The following is a 19,592-nucleotide window of genomic DNA, read 5'->3' as shown; positions in this document are numbered from 1 at the left end:
AAGGAGGTAAGACGACTTGTGAATGAGTCGACAATTACTCCTGGGGGTGGTCAACCAGGGATGCCTGTACGGGGTCTGAGCCCGACCGGGCTCGAAGCTGTCGGCTCCGTCGCGGTCCGCACCTTCGCCACCCAACAGCACATGACGACAGCCCCCCAGATGATGGACGGCCCACACGTGAACGCCACGGCCGGCAACGAGAGCAGCCGGGACACCGACCGCTTCGCCGACTTCGCCGAGGTGCCCGAGGGGCACTTCTACGACCCCGACGCCGAGTACGAACCCGATCCGGAGTACGCGGCCACCCTCGCGCCCGACGCCGCGCGTCAGCGTCGCGAGCGCATCGGCCCGACCGGACGGCCCCTGCCGTACTTCCCGATCCCGGGTCCCCTGACCGACCACGGCCCCGCGAAGATCATCGCGATGTGCAACCAGAAGGGCGGCGTCGGCAAGACCACGTCGACCATCAACCTGGGCGCCGCACTCGCGGAGTACGGACGCCGGGTCCTGCTCGTCGACTTCGACCCGCAGGGCGCGCTCTCCGTCGGCCTCGGGGTCAACCCGATGGAGCTGGACCTCACCGTCTACAACCTGCTCATGGAGCGGGGCATGGCGGCCGACGACGTCCTGCTCAAGACAGCGGTCCCCAACATGGACCTGCTGCCCAGCAACATCGACCTCTCCGCGGCCGAGGTGCAGCTCGTCAGCGAGGTGGCCCGCGAGTCCACGCTCCAGCGCGCCCTGAAGCCGCTGATGGCCGACTACGACTACATCGTGATCGACTGTCAGCCCTCGCTCGGCCTGCTCACCGTGAACGCCCTGACGGCCGCTCACAAGGTCATAGTGCCGCTGGAGTGCGAGTTCTTCGCGCTGCGCGGGGTGGCGCTGCTCACCGAGACCATCGAGAAGGTCCAGGAGCGGCTCAACCCGGAACTGGAGCTCGACGGCATCCTCGCCACCATGTACGACTCCCGTACGGTGCACAGCCGCGAGGTCCTGGCGCGTGTCGTCGAGGCCTTCGACGAGCACGTCTACCACACGGTCATCGGGCGCACGGTCCGCTTCCCGGAGACCACGGTCGCCGGTGAGCCCATCACCACCTACGCCTCCAACTCGGTCGGCGCCGCCGCCTATCGCCAGCTCGCCAGGGAGGTGCTCGCCCGGTGTCACGCCGAGTGAGTCTGCCGGGGGCCGACGAACTGTTCCGTACCACCGGAGGCGGGATGGGCCTCCAGCCGTCCTCCCCCGCGGAGCGGCGGCGCAAGGCGAACGGCGAGCCGCGGGTGCCCGCGCCCGCCGGGGAGAGCGATCCCTCCGGCCCGGCCCCGTCGTCCACCGACCATGAGGAGCACACCGCGGCCGACGCCGACGGCGGCGACTCGCGCGGCCGTGGCGGCGAGGGCGAGCGAGCCCCGTCCGCCAAGGCCGCCGGTGAGCGCCCCGCGCCGGCCGAGCAGCAACCGGCGGTCCAGCCCCAGCGCCGGCGCGGCGGCGCACGCGGCGCGAACCGGCGCCCCAGCGGCCGGGAACGCCACGACGAGAAGATCACGGTCTACGTCTCCGCCGAGGAGCTGATGGACCTCGAACACGCCCGGCTCGTCCTGCGCGGCGAACACGGCCTCGCCGTCGACCGCGGCCGTATCGTCCGCGAGGCGGTGGCTGTGGTCCTCGCCGACCTGGAGTCCCGGGGCGACGCGAGCATCCTCGTACGGCGGCTGCGCGGCCGCTGAGCGGCACGGCGCGGGTAGCCTGCCCCGCAGGACCCGTCACCGCCGCCGCCCCACCCCTGGACCCCCATGCCCACGCCCGACGACCCCGCAGCCCCGCGCCGCCGCGCCCTGGGCCGGGGACCGGGTGTGGCGGCGTTCCCGGGGCCGGAGGCCGTATCGGAGCCGGAAGTCGTACCCGTGCCCGTACAGGAGGCCGAGCCGGAGCCCGCGGAAGCCGCCGAAGAAGCTCCGGAGCCAGGGCCCGAAGCGACCGAGCCGGAGCCCGAGGGCGACGGCAAGCGGTTCACCGTCCGGCTCGTGAACTTCGAGGGCCCCTTCGATCTCCTCCTCCAGCTGATCTCCAAGCACAAGCTGGATGTGACCGAGGTCGCCCTCTCCAAGGTCACCGACGAGTTCATGGCGTACATCCGCGCCATGGGCCCCGACTGGGACCTCGACCAGACCACCGAGTTCCTCGTCGTCGCCGCCACCCTCCTCGACCTGAAGGCCGCCCGGCTGCTGCCCGCCGCCGAGGTCGAGGACGAGGCGGACCTGGCGCTCCTGGAGGCGCGGGACCTGCTCTTCGCGCGGCTGCTCCAGTACCGCGCGTACAAGCAGATCGCCGAGATCTTCCAGGGTCGCCTGGAGTCGGAGGCCCGCCGCCACCCGCGTACGGTCGGCCTGGAGGACCAGCACGCCGCGCTGTTGCCCGAGGTGGTCATCAGCATCGGGCCCGAGGGCTTCGCGGAGCTCGCGGTGAAGGCGATGCAGCCGAAGCCGAAGCCCCAGGTGTACGTGGACCACATCCACGCCCCCCTGGTCAGCGTCCGGGAGCAGGCGGGCCTGGTGGTGGAGCGGCTGCGCGCGGCCGGGGAGGCGGTCAGCTTCCGGACGCTGACCGAGGACGCCCCGGACACCCTGACCGTGGTGGCCCGGTTCCTGGCCCTGCTGGAGCTGTACCGCGAGAAGGCCGTCACCCTGGACCAGGACGAGGCGCTGGGCGACCTGCTGGTGGCCTGGTGCGGCGGGGAGGGCCCGGAGCCGGTGGTGACGGACGAGTTCGACCAGGAGCTGAACGGCGGAAAGGACGAGGAGGGCGTACGGGAATGAGCGAGCAGCCGGATCAGGAGCGGGACGAGGGCGCGGTCGCCTCGCTCGACCTCAAGCCCGCCCTGGAGGCGGTCCTGATGGTCGTCGACGAGCCCGCCACCGTCGACCACCTCGCCAAGGTGCTCCAGCGGCCCCGCAGGGCCGTGGCGGACGCGCTGCGGGAGCTGGCCGACGAGTACACCGTGCAGCGCCGGGGCTTCGACCTGCGGCTCGTCGCGGGCGGCTGGCGGTTCTCCACCCGGCCCGAGTACGCGGCGGCCGTGGAGGGCTTCGTCCTGGACGGCCAGCACGCCCGGCTCACCCAGGCCGCGCTGGAGACCCTGGCGGTGGTCGCGTACCGGCAGCCGGTGAGCCGCTCGCGGGTCTCGGCGGTGCGCGGAGTCAACTGCGACGGGGTCATGCGGACCCTCCTCCAGAGGGGCCTGGTGGCCGAGGCGGGCGCGGAACCCGAAACAGGTGCGATCCTGTACAGGACGACGAACTACTTTCTGGAGCGAATGGGCCTGCGCGGCCTGGACGAGCTCCCGGAGCTCGCGCCCTTCCTCCCGGAGGCGGACGCGATCGAGGCTGAGACGCTAGAGGGTGTGCCGTCGTTCGATCCGGACGCACCGGACACCCCGGATACTCACGCAGACGACAAGACGGAATTTTGATGCGAAGCAGTGGCAGGAACAGCGGAAGCGGCAGCGGCGGTCAGGGCGGCCGGAGCGGCGGCCAGGGCGGTCGTCCCGGCGGTCAGGGCGGCGGCGGACGCGGCCAGGGCGGCCGCAGCGGCGGCGGATCCTTCCGCCAGGGCCAGGGTCAGGGCGGCGGCCCGGGCGGACGCTCCGGCGGTCAGGGCGGCGGCGGACGCGGCGGCAGCGGCCAGGGCGGGCGTTCCGGCGGTCAGGGCGGCCGTCAGGGCTTCCAGGGCGGACGCGACGAGCAGCAGGACCAGCGTCCCCGCCGCCCCCGCCCGGAGGAGCGCCGCTACGACGTCGGCAACGACGCCCCCGGCGCCCGAGGCGGCCAGGACGGCCCCCGTAAGGGCCGGGGCGCGGCGGCCCGCGGGGGAGCCAAGGGCGGGCCGAAGTCCGGGCAGGGCGGCAGCGGCGGCGGCTTCCGGCGAGGCGGCAGCCCTTCGCGCCCCCGTGAGCTGGACGCCAAGATCGAGCAGCGCAACCGCGACCGGTACGCGAACAAGCCCGACATCAAGCTCCCCAAGACCCACCCGGGCGCCGAGCAGGAGGGCGAGCGGCTGCAGAAGGTCCTCGCCCGGGCCGGCATGGGCTCGCGCCGCGCGTGCGAGGAGCTGATCGAGCAGGCCCGCGTCGAGGTCAACGGCGAGATCGTCGTCGAGCAGGGCATGCGCGTCGACGTGCACAAGGACGAGATCAAGGTCGACGGTCTCACCGTCGCCGCCCAGTCGTACCTCTTCTTCGCGCTGAACAAGCCCGCCGGGGTCGTGTCCTCGATGGAGGACCCGGACGGCCGCCAGTGCCTCGGCGACTACGTGACCAACCGCGAGACGCGGCTGTTCCACGTCGGCCGGCTCGACACCGAGACGGAGGGCATCATCATGCTCACCAACCACGGTGAGCTGGCCCACCGCCTCACGCACCCGAAGTACGGCGTGAAGAAGACCTACCTGGCCGCCATCCAGGGCCCGCTGCCGCGCGATCTCGGCAAGCGGCTCAAGGACGGCATCCAGCTGGAGGACGGGTACGCCCGCGCCGACCACTTCCGCGTCGTCGAGAACACAGGCAAGAACTACCTGGTCGAGGTCACCCTCCACGAGGGCCGCAAGCACATCGTGCGCCGGATGCTGGCCGAGGCCGGCTTCCCGGTCGAGCGGCTCGTGCGGACGTCCTTCGGGCCGATCCCGCTGGGCGACCAGAAGTCCGGCTGGCTGCGCCGCCTCACCAACACCGAGGTCGGCATGCTGATGCGCGAGGTCGGCCTCTAGAGGCTCCCCGCCAAGGCCCGCGGCCGGTATCCGTTCGGAAAGTTCGAACAGAACCGGCCGCGGGCCTTTTGCTGTCCCCGTCCAGCCTTTATAGTCAGAGTGACTATAAAGAAGGAGGCGGGCCCGTGAGCCTCGCGGAGATACTCGATCCCCTGCAGCAGCCCCTGGTGACGGTCCTGGACACCCCGGTCAGCTGGACCGAGGTGCTGGGCTTCGGCAGCGGGGCGCTCTGCGTCTGGCTCGTGGCCCGCCAGCACATCGCCAACTGGCCGATCGGCATCACCAACAACCTCTTCTTCATCCTGCTGTTCACCCAGGCCGGTCTGTACGCCGACGCCGGTCTCCAGATCGTCTTCATCACCCTCGCCGCGTACGGCTGGTGGACCTGGACCCACGGGGGTGGACCAGGGACCTCGGTCCTGCCGGTGCGCAGGACGACCCGCACCGAATGGTCCTGGCTGCTCGCGGCGGGGGTGGTGGGGACCGCCGCGATCACGCTGCTGCTGTCCCGGGCCACCGACTCCACCGTCCCGTTCTGGGACGCCCTGACGACCTCGCTCTCGCTGATGGCGACGTACGGGCAGTGCCGGAAGCGGCTGGAGTCCTGGTGGCTGTGGATCGCCGCCGACGTGGTCTACATCCCGCTCTACGCCCACAAGGGGCTGTATCTGACCTCGCTGCTGTACGCCGGGTTCCTCGCGCTCTGCCTGGTCGGCCTGCGCAACTGGCACCGCGACCTGACCGCACGCGAGGCCCGGACCCCGGAGGCGGCCGCGGTATGAAGCGCTACGAACACGGCCTGGTCCTCGGCAAGTTCTACCCGCCGCACGCCGGCCACCACCACCTCGTCCGGACCGCCCAGGACCGCTGCGAACGGCTGACCGTGCTGGTCTGCGCCGCCTCCGTGGAGTCCGTCCCCCTCGCGGACCGGGTCGCCTGGATGCGCGAGGTGCACCCGGACGTCACGGTGGTGGGCGCGGTCGACGACACGCACATGGATGTCAATGACCCGGCGGTCTGGGACGCGCACATGGCCGTCTTCAGGGCGGCCGTGCCCGAGCGCGTGGACGCGGTCTTCACCTCGGAGGCGTACGGGGAGGAACTGGGCCGCCGCTTCGGCGCGGACTCCGTGCTCGTCGACCCCGACCGCACCCTCTTCCCGGTCTCCGGCACCGCCGTGCGCGCGGACCCGGCCGGATGCTGGGACTTCCTCCAGCCGCCCGTACGGGCCGGCCTCGCCCGCCGTGTCGTCGTCCTCGGCGCGGAGTCCACCGGCACCACCACCCTCGCCCGGGCGCTCGCCGCCCACTACCGGGCGCGCGGCGGGGTGTGGGCACGTACGGGGTACGTCGCCGAGTACGGGCGCGAGTGCAGCGAGGACAAGCTCGCCGCGCTGCGCGGACAATGGCCCGGGGCTGCCTGGGAGGACGTCACCTTCACCACCGACGACTTCCCGCTCATCGCGCGGACCCAGAACGAGCGCGAGGAGGCCGCCGCCCGCGCCGGGTCCCCGGTGCTCTTCTGCGACACCGACTCCTTCGCCACCACCGTCTGGCACGAGCGGTACGTCGGCGGCCGCAACCCCCTCGTCGAGGAGATCGCCGACCGGGCCGACCACCACCTGTGGCTGCTCACCGACCACGAGGGCGTCGCCTTCGAGGACGACGGACTGCGCGACGGCGAGGAGCTGCGGCCCTGGATGACCGACCGTTTCCGCGCCGAACTCACCCGCACCGGACGCCGGTTCATCGAGATGACCGGACCGCCCGGGACGCGGCTCGCTGCCGCGGTCGCCGCCGTCGACGAACTCCTCGCCACCGGCTGGGACTTCGCCGCACCTCTCCCGGAGAAACGATGAGCAACCCTGCCCCCGAGGGCTACGACCCGCACGCCTACGCCCCGTTCGCGGTCACCGTCGACCTCGCGGTCTTCACCGTCCGTGACGCCCGGCTGCACGTGCTGCTCGTCGAACGCGGCCAGGAGCCCTTCCGGGGCCGGTGGGCGCTGCCCGGCGGCTTCCTGCTGCCCCGTGAGTCCGCGGGCGACGCCGCCCGCCGCGAACTGGCCGAGGAGACGGGCCTCGGCCCCGGCACCGTCGGCGCCCTCCACCTCGAACAGCTGCGCACTTACACCGACCCGGACCGCGACCCGAGGATGCGGGTCGTCTCCGTCGCCTACGCCGCCCTCCTGCCGGACCTCCCCGAACCGCGCGGCGGCGGCGACGCGGCGAGCGCCCGGTGGTGGGACGCGGACGCCGTCGGGCCCCTGGCCTTCGACCACGACCGGATCCTCGCCGACGCCCGTGACCGGATCGGCGCCAAGCTCGAATACAGCTGCCTGGCCACCGCGTTCTGCCCCGCGGAGTTCACCCTCGGCGAGCTCCAGCAGGTCTACGAGACCGTCTGGGGCGTCGAGCTGGACCGCCCCAACTTCCGGCGCAAGGTCCTGAGCGCGCCGGGCTTCGTCCAGCCGGTCGGCGGCCCGCCGCGCCGCACCGGCGGCCGGGGCAAACCCGCAGCCCTCTACCGGGCGGGCGACGCCACCGCCCTGCACCCGCCGCTCCTGCGCCCGCCGCGCACCGACGCCTCCTCCTCCGGAACGGAAGGACACGACCGATGACCCTCGCCATCCCGCCCCTCACCAAGCAGGCCGCGACCGGCGTCCTGACCGGGCTCGCCCTCGGGGACGCGCTCGGCTTCCCCACCGAGTTCAACGACGTGCCCTCCATCCTCGCCAAGTTCGGCCCCTGGCGGCAGATGCCACTGCTGGAGCCCGCCGTCGTCTCCGACGACACCCAGATGACGATCGCGCTGGGCCGGGGCATCCGTACCGCCACGGACAGCGGACTGCTCACCCCCGAACGGATGGTGGGCCCGGTCGGCGCCGAGTTCATCGCCTGGTACCACGCGCCGGACAACAACCGTGCCCCCGGCAACACCTGCCTCACCGCCTGCCGGCTGCTCGAACACACCCGGATCTGGCAGGAGGCCAGCCAAACGCACTCCAAGGGCTGCGGCGCCAACATGCGGGTCGCCCCCGTCGGCCTGGTCCCCGGCCTCAGCGAGGAGCAGCGGGCCGGTGCCGCCCAACTCCAGGCCGCCCTCACCCACGGCCACCCCACCGCCCTGGCCGCCTCCGACCTGCTGGCCCGTGCGGTGTTCCTGCTCGCCCAGGGCGCGGAACCCCTCGGTCTGATCGGCCAGTTGCGCAGCTACGCCGTCGAGAACCGGGGCCGCTACCACACCCGCTGGCTCGGCAACCTCTGGCACCACGCGGGCGACGCCACCCCGCAGGCGTACATCCAGCGCGGCTGGGACGAGTGCCTGGCGGCCCTGGAGACCGTCCGGGACGCCCTGCGCGACCCCTCGCCCGAGACCGACCCGTGCGAGCGGACCGGCGACGGCTGGATCGCCGAGGAGGCCCTCGCCACCGCCCTGCACTGCTTCCTGCTCTTCCCCGAGGAGCCCGTCACCGCCCTGCGCCGGGCCGCCTGCACCCGCGGCGACTCCGACTCCATCGCCTGCCTGACCGGAGCGCTGGCCGGGGCGCACCTGGGCGCGGCGGCCTGGCCCAAGGAGTGGTCCGAGCGCATCGAGTACCGCAGCGACCTGCTGTCCCTCGCGGCACTCTGGGACGCCTGAGCGGCGGGCGACCGGGTACGAGAGGGCGGAACCCGTTCCCGTACGAAGGTCTGGTGGTATCCGTGTCCTCCTCACTCGTCGAGACCGTCGACATCAAGGCCCCGGTGGCCGTCACCTGGTCCCTGTGGAGCGACGTCACCCAGTGGCCGCGGTTCCTGAGCCATGTACAGCGCGTCGATCCGATCGACGAGCGGCGCTTCGCCTGGCAGCTCTCGCTGCCCGGCGCGGACAAGAACTTCGTCGCCGAACTGACGGAGGTGATCCCCGAGGAACGCATCGCCTGGAAGACGACCGAAGGGGTCCACCACGCGGGGGTCGTCACCTTCCACCGGCTCGACGACACGTCCAGCCGTGTCGCCCTGCAGATCGAGTACGACCCGCAGGGCTTCGTCGAGCGCCTCGGGGCGCTGACCAACCTCGACTCCACGCTGGCCAACTACGACCTGGGCGAGTTCCAGAAGCTGGCCGAGCTCACGGCCGAGGCGGGCGGTCCCCGCACGCTCTGAGCCCGCCGGAGGCCCGGGGGGAGTGGTTGGCCGATCGGGCCGGGCTCGCGTGCCCCAGGGGGTGTCCGGCGGATCCCCCTAGCCCCGCGCCGCCGAGGCCCGCCGGGTCCGGACGAGGAAGTCCTCCACGGCCGCCCGGTCCGGCTCCGCCGGAAGCGAGGACCGGGCAGCCGCCTCGTCGTTCTCCTCGCCGAGGCGGTCCATCCGGCGCTCCACCTCCACCCAGGACACCTCGCCCCGCTTCACCGCCAGCAGCTCCTGACGCGCATCGCCGACGTCGACGCGCAGCTCGCCCGTACGCAGCAGATCCCGGCTGCTCGCCAGCAGCCTCAGCAGATGCATCGCGTGCTTCCAGCGCGGCGCGCCGTGCACCCGTACGTCCGCCTCCAGCTTTCTCCGCTGGCCCAGCGCGTACCGGACGAACGTGCCGTGGGCGAGCCGCGACAGGAACGCCCCGCGCAGCGCCAGCAGCTCCCGGCCGGTGTCGTCCACGGACTCCACCAGCGGGGAGTGCAGGCACTCCAGCACGTTCGGGTTGGCCCGGAGCGCCAGCTCGCAGAAGCGCTCCAGCTCCCAGGAGAACTGCTCCGGCGCGGGGCCGTCGACATGCGTCGGCGGCTTCTCGAACCGCCAGAAGAGCGGGGTGGGCGCCAGGAACACACCCCGCCGGTCCGTGTCGCTGTCCTCCGTGGCCAGTCCGAACGCGCGCGAACCCATCACACAGGCGTAGACCGTGTGGTCGCGTACGAGTGCCTCGTCGGTGGCGGAGATCATGGCCGCGAGCGTACGGGGAGCGGGCCGCGGCGTCCCTTGCATTTCGGGTCCGCTGTCAGCCCAGCCGGATCGCCCCGCCCGAGACGCTGATCTCCTCGGCGGGCAGCGGCCGGGTCGCCGGTCCGGCCTCGACCGCCGCGTCCGTGATGCTGAACTTGCTTCCGTGACACGGGCAGTTGATGGTGCCGTCGCTCACCGTCGAGACGAGACAGCTCGCATGGGTGCAGACGGCGGAGAACGCCTTGAAGTCCCCCTCCGTCGGCTGCGTCACCACGATCTTCCGCTCCTTGAAGATGGTGCCCCCGCCGACCGGGATGTCCCCGGTCCCGGCCAGCTCCGCCCCACCCGTGGCGTCCCCCGGCGCGCTCGGCGTCGGGCTCGCGTCGCCGCCGTCCCCGTCGGAGGATCCGCAGCCGGTGGCCAGGGCGGCGGCGCCCGCCGCACCCGCGGCCAGCACCGTCCTTCGCCGTGCGTTCATGAGGGCTCTCCTTCGGTGGCGGTGGGTGGGGGCCATCGTGGCGGCGGCGGGGCCCCAGGCGAAGCAACCGGGCGGACCGTGCCCCCGACCGGGTGGCGGACAGTGCTCCGACGGCTGCGACCCGCCCGTCTCACGGACGGAACGCCGTGACCGGCTCCGCCGCAGTCGATCTACGCTGAGGAGAGCAGCGGGTCCCGCCGGAAGGCGCCGGGCCCGGGCACCGAAGAGCAGCGAAGAACGAGGAGTGCGACGTGGCGGTACGAGCGGTCCGGGGCGCCGTCCAGCTGGAGCGGGACGAGGCCGGGCACATGGACGAGCGGGTCGGGGAGCTGTTGACCGCCGTCCTGGAACGCAACGAGCTCGTCGCCGACGACCTGATCAGCATCTGGTTCACCGCCACCCCGGACCTGCGCAGCGACTTCCCGGCCGCCGCCGCGCGCGGCCTCGGGATCGTCGACGTACCCCTGATCTGCGCCCAGGAGCTGGACATCGACGGGGCGATGCCCCGGGTCGTCCGTATCCTCGTGCATGTCGAGACCTACCTCTCGCGCGCCGAGATCAGCCACGTCTACCTCGGCGCCACCGCCGCCCTGCGCAAGGACATCGCCCAGTGAGAACCGCCCTCGTCATCGGAACCGGGCTCGTCGGCACCTCCGCCGCCCTCGCACTGGCCGGCCGCGGCATCCACGTGCACCTCGTCGACCACGACCCCGAGTCGGCCCGCACCGCCGCAGCCCTCGGCGCCGGGACCGAGGAGCCGCCCGCCGGGCCGGTCGACCTCGCCGTCGTCGCCGTGCCGCCCGCGCACACCGCCACCGTCCTCGCCACCGCCATGCGCGACGGGGTGGCCCGCGGCTACCTGGACGTCGCCAGCGTCAAGGGCGGCCCGCGCCGTGAGCTGGAGGCGCTCGGCCTCGACCTCACCCCGTACATCGGTACGCATCCGATGGCGGGCAAGGAGCGGTCCGGTCCGCTGGCCGCCACCCCCGACCTCTTCGAGGGGCGCCCCTGGGTCCTCACCCCGACCCGGGACACCGACACCGAGGTGCTCAACCTCGCGCTGGAGCTGGTCGCCCTGTGCCGGGCCGTCCCCGTCGTCATGGACGCCGACGCCCACGACCGGGCCGTCGCCCTGGTCTCGCACACCCCGCAGCTGATCTCGTCGATGGTCGCCGCCCGGCTGGAGGAGGCCGACGAGACCGCCGTACGCCTGTGCGGCCAGGGCATCCGCGACGTCACCCGGATCGCCGCATCCGACCCCCGGATGTGGGTGGAGATCCTCTCGGCCAACCCCGGCCCGGTCGCCGACGTCCTCGCCGGGGTCGCCGCCGACCTGGAGGAGACCGTGACCGCGCTGCGCGGGATCGGCTCCGCCGACGCGGACCGGCGGAGCGCGGGCACCCACGCCATCGAGGACGTCCTGCGGCGCGGCAACGCCGGCCGCGTCCGGGTCCCCGGCAAGCACGGCGCCGCCCCCACCGCGTACGAGACCGTCGCCGTCCTCATCGGCGACAAGCCGGGCGAGCTGGCCGCCATCTTCGCCGACGCCGGGCGCGCCGGGGTCAACATCGAGGACGTCCGCATCGAGCACGCCACCGGCCAGCAGGCGGGGCTCGTCCAGATCATGGTCGAACCCAGCGCCGCCCCGGTCCTCGGCGCGGCCCTCCAGGAACGGGGCTGGTCCATCCGCGGCTGAGCCCGGGACCGCACGGGGCGCCCGCCACCCGAGCGAGGGTGGCGGGCGCCTCCCCCGTACGGGGTACAAGGGCACGTCCCGCACTCGGTAACCTGGTACGAGGCCGTTCCCTGGCCCGTCCGTCCCCACCCCGTGTACCAGGAAGGTGTCCACCACCGTGGAAACCGCACGCTCCTCCGTGATCGTCGCCATCGACGGGCCCTCGGGCACCGGCAAGTCGAGCACCTCCAAGGCCGTCGCCGCCGCGCTCGGTCTGAGCTACCTGGACACGGGCGCGCAGTACCGGGCCATCACCTGGTGGATGCTGACCAACGGCATCGACGTGAGCAACCCGGAGGAGATCGCCACCGCCGCCGCCAAGCCCGTGATCGTCTCCGGCACCGACCCCGCCGCCCCGACGATCACCGTCGACGGCGAGGACGCCTCGGGACCGATCCGCACCCAGGAGGTCACCTCCAAGGTCAGCGCCGTCAGCGCGGTCCCCGAGGTGCGCACGCTCATCACCGCGCTCCAGCGCTCCATCGCCGCGGCCGCCACCGGCGGCATCGTCGTAGAGGGCCGGGACATCGGCACCACCGTGCTGCCCGACGCCGACCTCAAGATCTTCCTCACCGCCTCCCCGGAGGCCCGCGCCGCCCGCCGCAGCGGCGAGGTCAAGGGCTCCGACCTGACCGCCACGCGTGAGGCCCTGATCAAGCGGGACGCCGCCGACTCCGGCCGCAAGACCTCCCCGCTCGCCAAGGCGGACGACGCCGTCGAGGTGGACACCACCGAGCTGACCCTCCAGCAGGTCATCGAGTGCGTCGTCACCCTCGTCGAGGGGAAGCGGGTCGCCGCGTGAGCGATGCCACCGGCGCGCCCACGCTGCGCGGAGCGGCCGTCGGGCGCACCATCGGCATCGGCCTGATGTACGGGCTGTGGAAGCCCCGGGTGCTCGGCGCCTGGCGTGTGCCCGCCGCCGGCCCCGTCATCCTCGCGGTGAACCACTCCCACAACATCGACGGACCGATGCTGATGGGCACCGCACCCCGGCCGGTGCACTTCCTGATCAAGAAGGAGGCGTTCGTCGGCCCCCTCGACCCGTTCCTGCACGGAATCGGGCAGATCGAGGTGGACCGCACGACCGTGGACCGCACGGCCATCAGCCACGCCCTCGGCGTACTGGCGGACGGCGGCGCCCTCGGGATCTTCCCGGAGGGCACCCGGGGCGAAGGAGACTTCGCCTCGCTGCGCGCCGGGCTCGCCTACTTCGCGGTACGGGGCGGGGCCCCGATCGTCCCCGTGGCGGTTCTGGGAAGCACAGAGCGCCGCGGACGGTTGATACGGGGGCTGCCCCCGCTGCGCAGCCGGGTCGACGTCGTCTTCGGCGACGCGTTCGACGCGAGCGCAGGCGACGGGCGGCGTACGCGCAGGGCGCTGGACGAGGCGACCCTGCGGATCCAGGCGAAGCTGACCGCCCACCTGGAAAGCGCCAAGCGCCTCACCGGGCGATAGGCGAGACTTGACCTGACTTGAGTAGTGGACCGCGCTGATCGTGGCCCATCGATGATGATGCAAAGAGGAACGGACTTCATGAACGACCAGATTCACTCCGACGGCTCGGGCCACGAGCACGGAGAACTTGGCGATGCCGAGTACGCGGAGTTCATGGAGCTCGCCGCGCAGGAGGGCTTCGACCCCGAGGAGGTCGAGGGCGCCCTCGGCGAGGCCGGTCACGGCCCGCTCCCCGTGCTCGCCGTCGTCGGCCGCCCCAATGTCGGCAAGTCGACCCTGGTGAACCGGATCATCGGCCGCCGCGAGGCCGTCGTGCAGGACAAGCCCGGCGTCACCCGCGACCGCGTCAGCTACGAGGCCGAATGGGCCGGCCGCCGCTTCAAGGTCGTCGACACCGGCGGCTGGGAGCAGGACGTGCTGGGCCTCGACGCCTCCGTCGCCGCCCAGGCCGAGTACGCCATCGAGACGGCCGACGCGGTCGTCTTCGTCGTCGACTCCACCGTCGGCGCCACCGACACCGACGAGGCCGTCGTCAAGCTGCTGCGCCGGGCCGGCAAGCCCGTCGTCCTCTGCGCCAACAAGGTCGACGGCCAGAGCGGTGAGGCCGACGCCACCGCCCTGTGGTCCCTCGGCCTCGGCGAGCCCTACCCGGTCTCCTCGCTGCACGGCCGCGGCACCGGCGACATGCTCGACGCGGTCCTGGAGGCCCTGCCCGACGCCCCGGCCCAGAAGTTCGGCACGGCGCTCGGCGGGCCCCGCCGGATCGCCCTGATCGGCCGCCCGAACGTCGGCAAGTCCTCCCTGCTGAACAAGGTCGCGGGCGAGGACCGGGTCGTCGTCAACGAGCTGGCGGGCACCACCCGCGACCCGGTCGACGAGCTGATCAACCTCGGCGGCATCACCTGGAAGTTCATCGACACGGCCGGTATCCGCCGCCGCGTCCACCTCCAGGAGGGCGCGGACTACTACGCCTCGCTGCGTACGGCCGCCGCCGTCGAGAAGGCCGAGGTCGCCGTCGTCCTGATCGACTCCAGCGAGTCCATCAGCGTCCAGGACCAGCGCATCATCACCATGGCCGTGGAGGCCGGGCGCGCCATCGTCGTCGCCTTCAACAAGTGGGACACCCTCGACGAGGAGCGCCGCTACTACCTGGAGCGCGAGATCGAGACGGAGCTCGCGCAGATCGCCTGGGCCCCGCGCGTCAACGTCTCCGCCGTCACCGGCCGCCACATGGAGAAGCTGGTCCCGGCCATCGAGACCGCGCTGGAGGGCTGGGAGACGCGCGTTCCCACCGGGCGGCTCAACGCCTTCCTCGGTGAGATCGTCGCCTCCAACCCGCACCCGATCCGCGGCGGCAAGCAGCCCCGCATCCTCTTCGGCACCCAGGCGGGCACCAAGCCCCCGCGCTTCGTGCTCTTCGCCTCCGGCTTCCTGGAGCACGGCTACCGCCGCTTCGTCGAGCGCCGGCTGCGCGAGGAGTTCGGCTTCGAGGGCACCCCGATCCACATCTCCGTCCGGGTCCGCGAGAAGCGCGGCCGCAACAAGTAGCACCCGGCGCACGACGAGGCCCTGGGCCGCTCTCGCGAGAGCGGCCCAGGGCCTCGTCGTACCACCTGTGCCCGTCCGGGCTTCAGGAGTCCCGTGACCCCGGCGGCAGGGCCGCGGGCCGGGGCCGCCCCGCATGCCGCCCGACCCGCTGCCAGGAGCCGAGACTGCCGGTCGTGTGCTGGCTCTGCCCGCCGCTCCCGCTCTGGCCGTGGTGTCCGCCGTGCGAGGAGGAGGCGGAGTGCCCGCTCAGCGGGGCCCTTGAGGCGAAGAGACCGGCGCCGAAGGCCGAGAAGGAGAGATTCTCCTCGCCGCTCCGGTCGCCCGGCAACGCCCGGAACGAGCGCCGGTACTCGGAGTACAGCGCGTCGTAGATCGGGGTGGGGGACAGGCCCCCCGACGGATCCTGCGAGGGACGCATGGCAGGGATCTGACTCTGATGCTGGCGGGGGGAGTCGTATGAGTGCACGTAGGTGCCAACGACCTCACGGCCCGTCGGATGCGGCCCCGCCGGAGAAATCGCTGTTCGGCGGGGGTGGCCGAGCCGGCCGGACATGATCAGGTCCCGGCCAGCGGCATCGAGGCGGCGACCAGGAGCCCGTTGACCGCGGCCTTTTCCAGGGCGTCCCGGAGCAGGTCCTCGCGCGGCTGCTGGCCGATGGTGCCGGCCGGGGCGGCGAAGACGAGGACCGTCTGCGACTTGTTGACCGCCGCCCGCCAGCCTTCGGTCACCTGGAGCGGCTGGTGGGCCTGCCACCAGGCGACCGGGTTGCCGCCGCCGGCGCTCGGCTGCAGCACGGCGTGCAGCTGACCCACCGCCAGCAGCACGGACCAGCCCGGGAGGACCTCCGGCAGCCGGTTCATGTCGGGGGCCGGGCGGAAGCCCTGCTCCAGCAGCAGCTGGAGGAACTCGTCGCCCCCGCTGCCGTCGGTGCCGGGCCGGGCGACCGGGCCGGTCGGTTCGACGACCAGGGCCGGGCGCAGATCGTCCTCGATGAGGACGAGTCCGCTGGTGATGCCGAGGACGGCCTGTTCGGGCATGAGCCCCTCCGTGTCCTTCTGCTCGCTTCCGGTGATACTGCGCACCGCGCCCTGGAGTTGGTCCTCCGCGACCCTGACGACCTGCGAGGGGATGCACGTCGCGTGGGCGAACGCGAGGACCGCGGTCTCGTCGCCGATGAACAGCACCGTGCTGGTGCGTTCCTGGTCGGAGTCGCCGGGGGTCCGGCAGGAGGTGCAGTCGTAACTGCCCGGGGCGTTGTCGCCGACGAGCAGCCGGTCGGCTTCGTCGTCGCCGATCTCGGCGCGTACGTCCTGGCTGACGTCGAGCATGCGCGGCACGGGGGCTCCTCGAACTCGGTGCGTGGGCCGGGTGGTTCCCGGCTCATGAAGAGACAACGCGGGATCCGTGGCCGGGGTCACGCACCTGGGTGCACGGAAGTGCGGCCGGGTCGACACATCGGTACATCGACTGTTCGGCGTAGGGCTCCCGCGCGTCCGGCGTGCGGCTCCCGCGTCCCGCCCGGAACTTTTACCGGGGCGCGGGCAACCTCCCGGCATTTTCCGTCGTCAAGCTCGGAGGAAAGTATTGGCGAACGGGTGGTGGGTAGACGCCGGTTTACCGCACCGGTGGGTCCGCAATCGCGGTCCCGCCACTTCCGGGCCCGCAGGAAAACGGATGGACAGCTTCCGGAACCCGCAGGTCAGCGGGGGTCCGGCGGCGGCACCGGGGATCCCGTGCGCCATCTCGCGGATGCTCCGGGATTTCCCGGCGTATTTCGGGCACGAATCCGCCGGGAAGTGGCAGTCTTGACAAGGCCGGGTCGACAGGGGAAACAGCGACACCATGCATATTTCTTTTCTTCTGCACAATGCCTACGGAATCGGAGGAACGATCCGGACGACGTTCACGCTCGCCCGTACGCTCGCCGAGCAGCACGACGTCGAGATCGTGTCCGTCTTCCGGCACCGTGACGCCCCCGTCCTCGGCGCGCCCGAGGGCGTGACGCTGCGCCACCTCGTCGACCTGCGGAAGAAGAGCGCGACCTACGACGGCGAGAGAGCCGAACACGCCCGGCCCGCCACCGTGTTCCCGCGCGGCGACAGCAGGCACAAGCAGTACAGCCGGCTCACCGACGCCCGGATCGCCGCCCACCTCCAGGGCATCGAGGCGGACGTCGTCGTCGGCACCCGCCCCGGACTCAACGTGCACCTCAGCCGGCAGACCCGCCGCGGACCGGTGCGCGTCGGGCAGGAGCACCTGACGCTGGACAGCCACGGCTACCGGCTGCGCCGCGAGATCGCCCACCGCTACACGCTGCTCGACGCGCTCACCACCGTCACCCGCGCCGACGCGGACGACTACCGCAGCCGGCTGAAGCTCCCGGGCGTACGCATCGAGGCGATCCCCAACGCCGTCCCCGAGCCCTCCTGCCCGCCCGCGGACGGCGGCCTGAAGTGGGTCGTCGCGGCGGGCCGGCTGCACCGGGTCAAGCGCTACGACCACCTGGTGCGGGCCTTCGCCCAGGTGTCCGCGGCCCGCCCCGACTGGCGGCTGCGCATCTACGGCGGCGGGGACGCGACCGGGAACGAAGAGGCGGCGCTGCGCACCCTCATCGACGAACTCGGCCTGCACAACCACGTGTTCCTGATGGGTTCGGCCAACCCGATGGAGGCCGAGTGGCCCAAGGGGTCGATCGCCGCCGTCACATCGGAGCGCGAGTCCTTCGGCATGACGATCGTCGAGGCGATGCGCGGCGGACTGCCGGTCGTCGCCACCGACTGCCCGCACGGGCCGGCCGAGATCATCGAGGACGGCGTCGACGGCCGCCTGGTGCCGGTCGGCGACCCGGACGCCGTCGCCGCGGCCCTGCTCCAGCTGATCGAGGACGACGGGCTGCGCCACCGGATGGGCGGGGCCGCGCTGAAGGCCTCGGCCCGCTTCGATCCCGCACGGATCGCCGAGCAGCACGAGCGCCTGTTCACCGAACTCGTCGCGCGCGGCTCCCAGGGGCACGGGCACGGCGCCCTGCGCACCGCGCTGCACCGCACCCGGGGCAGCGTCCTCGACGGGGCCTACGCCCTGCGCTACAAGGCCGCCGACGTGCTCCGCAAGGGAAGGACCTCATGAACTCCACCGCAGTACGGGCCGACTGCGCCGCCGATCGCGCCGGAACGCTCACCTTCGACCTGACCGCCCCGGCCCCCGCCTCCGACTCCGTGCTGCTCCTGCGGCGCCGGGGCGCGGCGGGCAGGAAGCCCGGCGGCACGGTGCGCATACCGCTCAGCAGGCCGGCGCCCGGGCGGCTGCGGGCGGTGCTCCCGGCCGCCACCGAACTGGCCGAGGGCCGATGGGACGCCTATGTCGAGGAGCCCGGGGACGAGCCCGCCGAGGCCGTCGTCGAACCGGGGCTGCGCGACCTGCGGGCCCTCGTCGACCGCTGCCCGGGCACCGGGGCCGCGAGCGTCAGCGCCCGGGTTCCCTACCCGACCCTCGACGGCCGGCTCGCCGTGCGCTCCTGGGTCCGTGCCCCGCACGCCGAGGCGGGCCACGTCTTCGCGGGCCCGGCCGGCATGACGGTCCAGGGCGTGCTGTACGGCGTCGAGGCGGGGGAGGGGGCCGCGGTGGAGGCCCGGCTGCCGGGCGAGGCGGAGCGGGTGCACAGCGTCCCGCTCACCGCCCCGGACCCGGACGGTCCGGCCGGGTCCTTCGCGTTCACCCTGCCGTACGCCTCGCCTGCCGCCGGACCGGTGATCGAGGCGCAGTTCTGGCAGCTGTGGCTGGTCCCGGCGGCGGGCGCGGACGGCGTCAGGATCTCCCGGATACTCGACGACGTCTGGTCCCGGAACAAGTCGTTCGTCTACCCGGGCCACCCGGCGGCCCCCGGCGTGCTCGCCACTCCCTGCTACACCGCCGACAACGACCTCTGCCTGCGCCTGGAGCCCGCACCCGCGGACCGCTGAGGCAGGAGGCTTGCGGACGGGGGCTGTCCGCAAGCCCTGGCAGACTCGCCCCCATGTTGGAGACCTCGGCACGCCTGCTGCGCCTGCTGTCACTGCTGCAGACCCACCGCGACTGGTCCGGCGCCGATCTGGCCGACCGGCTCGGCGTCACCCCGCGCACCGTCCGCCGGGACGTCGACAAGCTGCGCGAACTGGGCTACCCGGTGAACGCCGCCAGGGGTACCGGCGGCGTACCCGGTGAACGCCGCCAGGGGTACCGGCGGCGGCTACCAGCTCGGGGCGGGCGCCGAGCTGCCGCCGCTGCTGCTGGACGACGACGAGGCCGTCGCGGTCGCCGTCGGCCTGCGCACGGCCGCCGGACACGGCATCGAGGGCATCGGCGAGTCCTCCGTACGCGCGCTGGCCAAGCTGGAACAGGTGCTGCCGAACCGGCTGCGCCGCAGGGTGGGCGCGCTCGGCGCGTTCACGGTGCCGATGCTGCGCGGGCAGGACGGCTCGGCGGTCGACCCCGGTCTGCTCACCGAGCTGGCCGCGGCCTGCCGGGACGCCGAACGGCTCCGGTTCGCCTACCGGACCCACAGCGGGGAGGCCTCGCGCCGTACCGTCGAGCCGCACCGGCTCGTCTGCACCGAGCGCCGCTGGTATCTGGTGGCCTGGGACCTGGAGCGGGAGGACTGGCGCACCTTCCGGGCGGACCGGATCACCCCGACCCCGCCCCACGGCCCCCGCTT

21 protein-coding genes and 1 pseudogene are annotated in these 19,592 nt (G+C 72.9%); 18 read left to right on the top strand and 4 right to left on the bottom strand.

Going from position 1 to position 19,592, the window contains the following annotated elements; genetic code table 11:
- The first annotated feature begins 60 nt into the window (after positions 1–60).
- From D3105_RS06820 to D3105_RS06775, 10 genes are all read left to right on the top strand, one after another.
- Positions 61–1,179 (top strand): ParA family protein, encoded by a 1,119-nt coding sequence (locus D3105_RS06820; RefSeq protein WP_010056937.1) that lies wholly within the window; start codon positions 61–63, stop codon positions 1,177–1,179.
- Positions 1,176–1,730: a hypothetical protein gene (locus tag D3105_RS06815; RefSeq protein ID WP_206272670.1), complete on the top strand. Its 555-nt coding sequence runs from the start codon at positions 1,176–1,178 to the stop codon at positions 1,728–1,730. Before D3105_RS06820 ends, D3105_RS06815 begins: the two co-directional genes overlap by 4 nt.
- 66 nt (positions 1,731–1,796) lie before the next feature.
- Positions 1,797–2,819 carry a segregation and condensation protein A gene (locus D3105_RS06810; protein WP_118900974.1) on the top strand — a complete coding sequence of 341 codons (1,023 nt, stop codon included), beginning with the start codon at positions 1,797–1,799 and terminating at the stop codon, positions 2,817–2,819.
- Positions 2,816–3,472, top strand: coding sequence for an SMC-Scp complex subunit ScpB (gene scpB, locus D3105_RS06805; RefSeq protein ID WP_118900972.1), 657 nt, complete (start codon positions 2,816–2,818; stop codon positions 3,470–3,472). Before D3105_RS06810 ends, scpB begins: the two co-directional genes overlap by 4 nt.
- Entirely contained in the window at positions 3,472–4,764 is a 1,293-nt protein-coding gene (locus D3105_RS06800; RefSeq protein ID WP_118900970.1) for a pseudouridine synthase, read from the top strand. The genes scpB and D3105_RS06800 overlap by 1 nt, the downstream gene beginning before the upstream one ends.
- A 125-nt stretch (positions 4,765–4,889) precedes the next feature.
- Positions 4,890–5,546, top strand: coding sequence for a nicotinamide riboside transporter PnuC (pnuC, locus tag D3105_RS06795; RefSeq protein WP_118900968.1), 657 nt, complete (start codon positions 4,890–4,892; stop codon positions 5,544–5,546).
- Positions 5,543–6,622 (top strand): AAA family ATPase, encoded by a 1,080-nt coding sequence (locus D3105_RS06790; protein WP_118900966.1) that lies wholly within the window; start codon positions 5,543–5,545, stop codon positions 6,620–6,622. The genes pnuC and D3105_RS06790 overlap by 4 nt, the downstream gene beginning before the upstream one ends.
- A complete protein-coding gene (locus D3105_RS06785; protein WP_118900964.1) occupies positions 6,619–7,383 on the top strand; it encodes an NUDIX hydrolase in 765 nt (254 codons plus the stop codon). Before D3105_RS06790 ends, D3105_RS06785 begins: the two co-directional genes overlap by 4 nt.
- A complete protein-coding gene (locus tag D3105_RS06780; protein WP_118900962.1) occupies positions 7,380–8,405 on the top strand; it encodes an ADP-ribosylglycohydrolase family protein in 1,026 nt (341 codons plus the stop codon). Before D3105_RS06785 ends, D3105_RS06780 begins: the two co-directional genes overlap by 4 nt.
- 62 nt (positions 8,406–8,467) lie before the next feature.
- On the top strand, positions 8,468–8,911 hold the full coding sequence (locus D3105_RS06775; RefSeq protein ID WP_118900960.1) for an SRPBCC family protein: 444 nt from the start codon (positions 8,468–8,470) through the stop codon (positions 8,909–8,911).
- A gap of 78 nt (positions 8,912–8,989) precedes the next feature.
- Here D3105_RS06775 and D3105_RS06770 read toward each other — a convergent pair whose 3' ends face one another.
- Positions 8,990–9,685, bottom strand: coding sequence for a nucleotidyltransferase domain-containing protein (locus D3105_RS06770; RefSeq protein WP_118900958.1), 696 nt, complete (start codon positions 9,683–9,685; stop codon positions 8,990–8,992).
- Between the two features lie 55 nt (positions 9,686–9,740).
- Positions 9,741–10,163 (bottom strand): Rieske (2Fe-2S) protein, encoded by a 423-nt coding sequence (locus D3105_RS06765; RefSeq protein WP_118900956.1) that lies wholly within the window; start codon positions 10,161–10,163, stop codon positions 9,741–9,743.
- Between the two features lie 251 nt (positions 10,164–10,414).
- Here D3105_RS06765 and aroH point away from each other — a divergent pair, with 251 nt between their 5' ends.
- The 5 genes from aroH (at position 10,415) to der (ending at position 14,901) form a co-directional block, all read left to right on the top strand.
- Positions 10,415–10,777, top strand: coding sequence for a chorismate mutase (gene aroH, locus D3105_RS06760; RefSeq protein ID WP_010056956.1), 363 nt, complete (start codon positions 10,415–10,417; stop codon positions 10,775–10,777).
- Entirely contained in the window at positions 10,774–11,859 is a 1,086-nt protein-coding gene (locus tag D3105_RS06755) for a prephenate dehydrogenase (RefSeq protein ID WP_118900953.1), read from the top strand. Before aroH ends, D3105_RS06755 begins: the two co-directional genes overlap by 4 nt.
- A gap of 145 nt (positions 11,860–12,004) precedes the next feature.
- A complete protein-coding gene (cmk, locus tag D3105_RS06750; RefSeq protein WP_029181954.1) occupies positions 12,005–12,700 on the top strand; it encodes a (d)CMP kinase in 696 nt (231 codons plus the stop codon).
- Positions 12,697–13,353, top strand: coding sequence for a lysophospholipid acyltransferase family protein (locus tag D3105_RS06745; RefSeq protein WP_118900951.1), 657 nt, complete (start codon positions 12,697–12,699; stop codon positions 13,351–13,353). The genes cmk and D3105_RS06745 overlap by 4 nt, the downstream gene beginning before the upstream one ends.
- A gap of 78 nt (positions 13,354–13,431) precedes the next feature.
- Positions 13,432–14,901 (top strand): ribosome biogenesis GTPase Der, encoded by a 1,470-nt coding sequence (gene der / locus D3105_RS06740; protein WP_118900949.1) that lies wholly within the window; start codon positions 13,432–13,434, stop codon positions 14,899–14,901.
- Between the two features lie 82 nt (positions 14,902–14,983).
- Here der and D3105_RS06735 read toward each other — a convergent pair whose 3' ends face one another.
- Both D3105_RS06735 and D3105_RS06730 read right to left on the bottom strand, forming a co-directional pair.
- A complete protein-coding gene (locus D3105_RS06735) occupies positions 14,984–15,319 on the bottom strand; it encodes a hypothetical protein (protein ID WP_118901005.1) in 336 nt (111 codons plus the stop codon).
- A gap of 137 nt (positions 15,320–15,456) precedes the next feature.
- Positions 15,457–16,239 carry a hypothetical protein gene (locus D3105_RS06730; RefSeq protein ID WP_118900947.1) on the bottom strand — a complete coding sequence of 261 codons (783 nt, stop codon included), beginning with the start codon at positions 16,237–16,239 and terminating at the stop codon, positions 15,457–15,459.
- A gap of 505 nt (positions 16,240–16,744) precedes the next feature.
- Between D3105_RS06730 and D3105_RS06725 the strand changes: the two genes are divergently transcribed.
- From D3105_RS06725 to D3105_RS06715, 3 genes and pseudogenes are all read left to right on the top strand, one after another.
- A complete protein-coding gene (locus D3105_RS06725; RefSeq protein WP_118900945.1) occupies positions 16,745–18,028 on the top strand; it encodes a glycosyltransferase family 4 protein in 1,284 nt (427 codons plus the stop codon).
- Positions 18,025–18,861 carry a transferase gene (locus D3105_RS06720; RefSeq protein WP_118900943.1) on the top strand — a complete coding sequence of 279 codons (837 nt, stop codon included), beginning with the start codon at positions 18,025–18,027 and terminating at the stop codon, positions 18,859–18,861. The genes D3105_RS06725 and D3105_RS06720 overlap by 4 nt, the downstream gene beginning before the upstream one ends.
- 53 nt (positions 18,862–18,914) lie before the next feature.
- Positions 18,915–19,592 (top strand): annotated as a pseudogene (locus tag D3105_RS06715) (helix-turn-helix transcriptional regulator); the annotation flags it as partial.

The organism is Streptomyces globisporus, assembly GCF_003501885.1.
GTDB lineage: Bacteria > Actinomycetota > Actinomycetes > Streptomycetales > Streptomycetaceae > Streptomyces > Streptomyces globisporus_D.
The sequence above is the reverse complement of the archived record's forward strand: the minus strand, read 5'-3'. Positions and strand labels throughout refer to the sequence as shown.

Bases quoted from the DNA above. Each gene is read 5' to 3' on its own strand.
- D3105_RS06820 (WP_010056937.1), top strand. From the start codon at position 61: ATGCCTGTACGGGGTCTGAGCCCGACCGGGCTCGAAGCTGTCGGCTCC.
- D3105_RS06810 (WP_118900974.1), top strand. From the start codon at position 1,797: ATGCCCACGCCCGACGACCCCGCAGCCCCGCGCCGCCGCGCCCTGGGC.
- scpB (WP_118900972.1), top strand. From the start codon at position 2,816: ATGAGCGAGCAGCCGGATCAGGAGCGGGACGAGGGCGCGGTCGCCTCG.
- D3105_RS06800 (WP_118900970.1), top strand. From the start codon at position 3,472: ATGCGAAGCAGTGGCAGGAACAGCGGAAGCGGCAGCGGCGGTCAGGGC.
- D3105_RS06790 (WP_118900966.1), top strand. From the start codon at position 5,543: ATGAAGCGCTACGAACACGGCCTGGTCCTCGGCAAGTTCTACCCGCCG.
- D3105_RS06785 (WP_118900964.1), top strand. From the start codon at position 6,619: ATGAGCAACCCTGCCCCCGAGGGCTACGACCCGCACGCCTACGCCCCG.
- D3105_RS06780 (WP_118900962.1), top strand. From the start codon at position 7,380: ATGACCCTCGCCATCCCGCCCCTCACCAAGCAGGCCGCGACCGGCGTC.
- D3105_RS06770 (WP_118900958.1), bottom strand. From the start codon at position 9,685: ATGATCTCCGCCACCGACGAGGCACTCGTACGCGACCACACGGTCTAC.
- D3105_RS06765 (WP_118900956.1), bottom strand. From the start codon at position 10,163: ATGAACGCACGGCGAAGGACGGTGCTGGCCGCGGGTGCGGCGGGCGCC.
- der (WP_118900949.1), top strand. From the start codon at position 13,432: ATGAACGACCAGATTCACTCCGACGGCTCGGGCCACGAGCACGGAGAA.
- D3105_RS06735 (WP_118901005.1), bottom strand. From the start codon at position 15,319: ATGCGTCCCTCGCAGGATCCGTCGGGGGGCCTGTCCCCCACCCCGATC.
- D3105_RS06725 (WP_118900945.1), top strand. From the start codon at position 16,745: ATGCATATTTCTTTTCTTCTGCACAATGCCTACGGAATCGGAGGAACG.
- D3105_RS06720 (WP_118900943.1), top strand. From the start codon at position 18,025: ATGAACTCCACCGCAGTACGGGCCGACTGCGCCGCCGATCGCGCCGGA.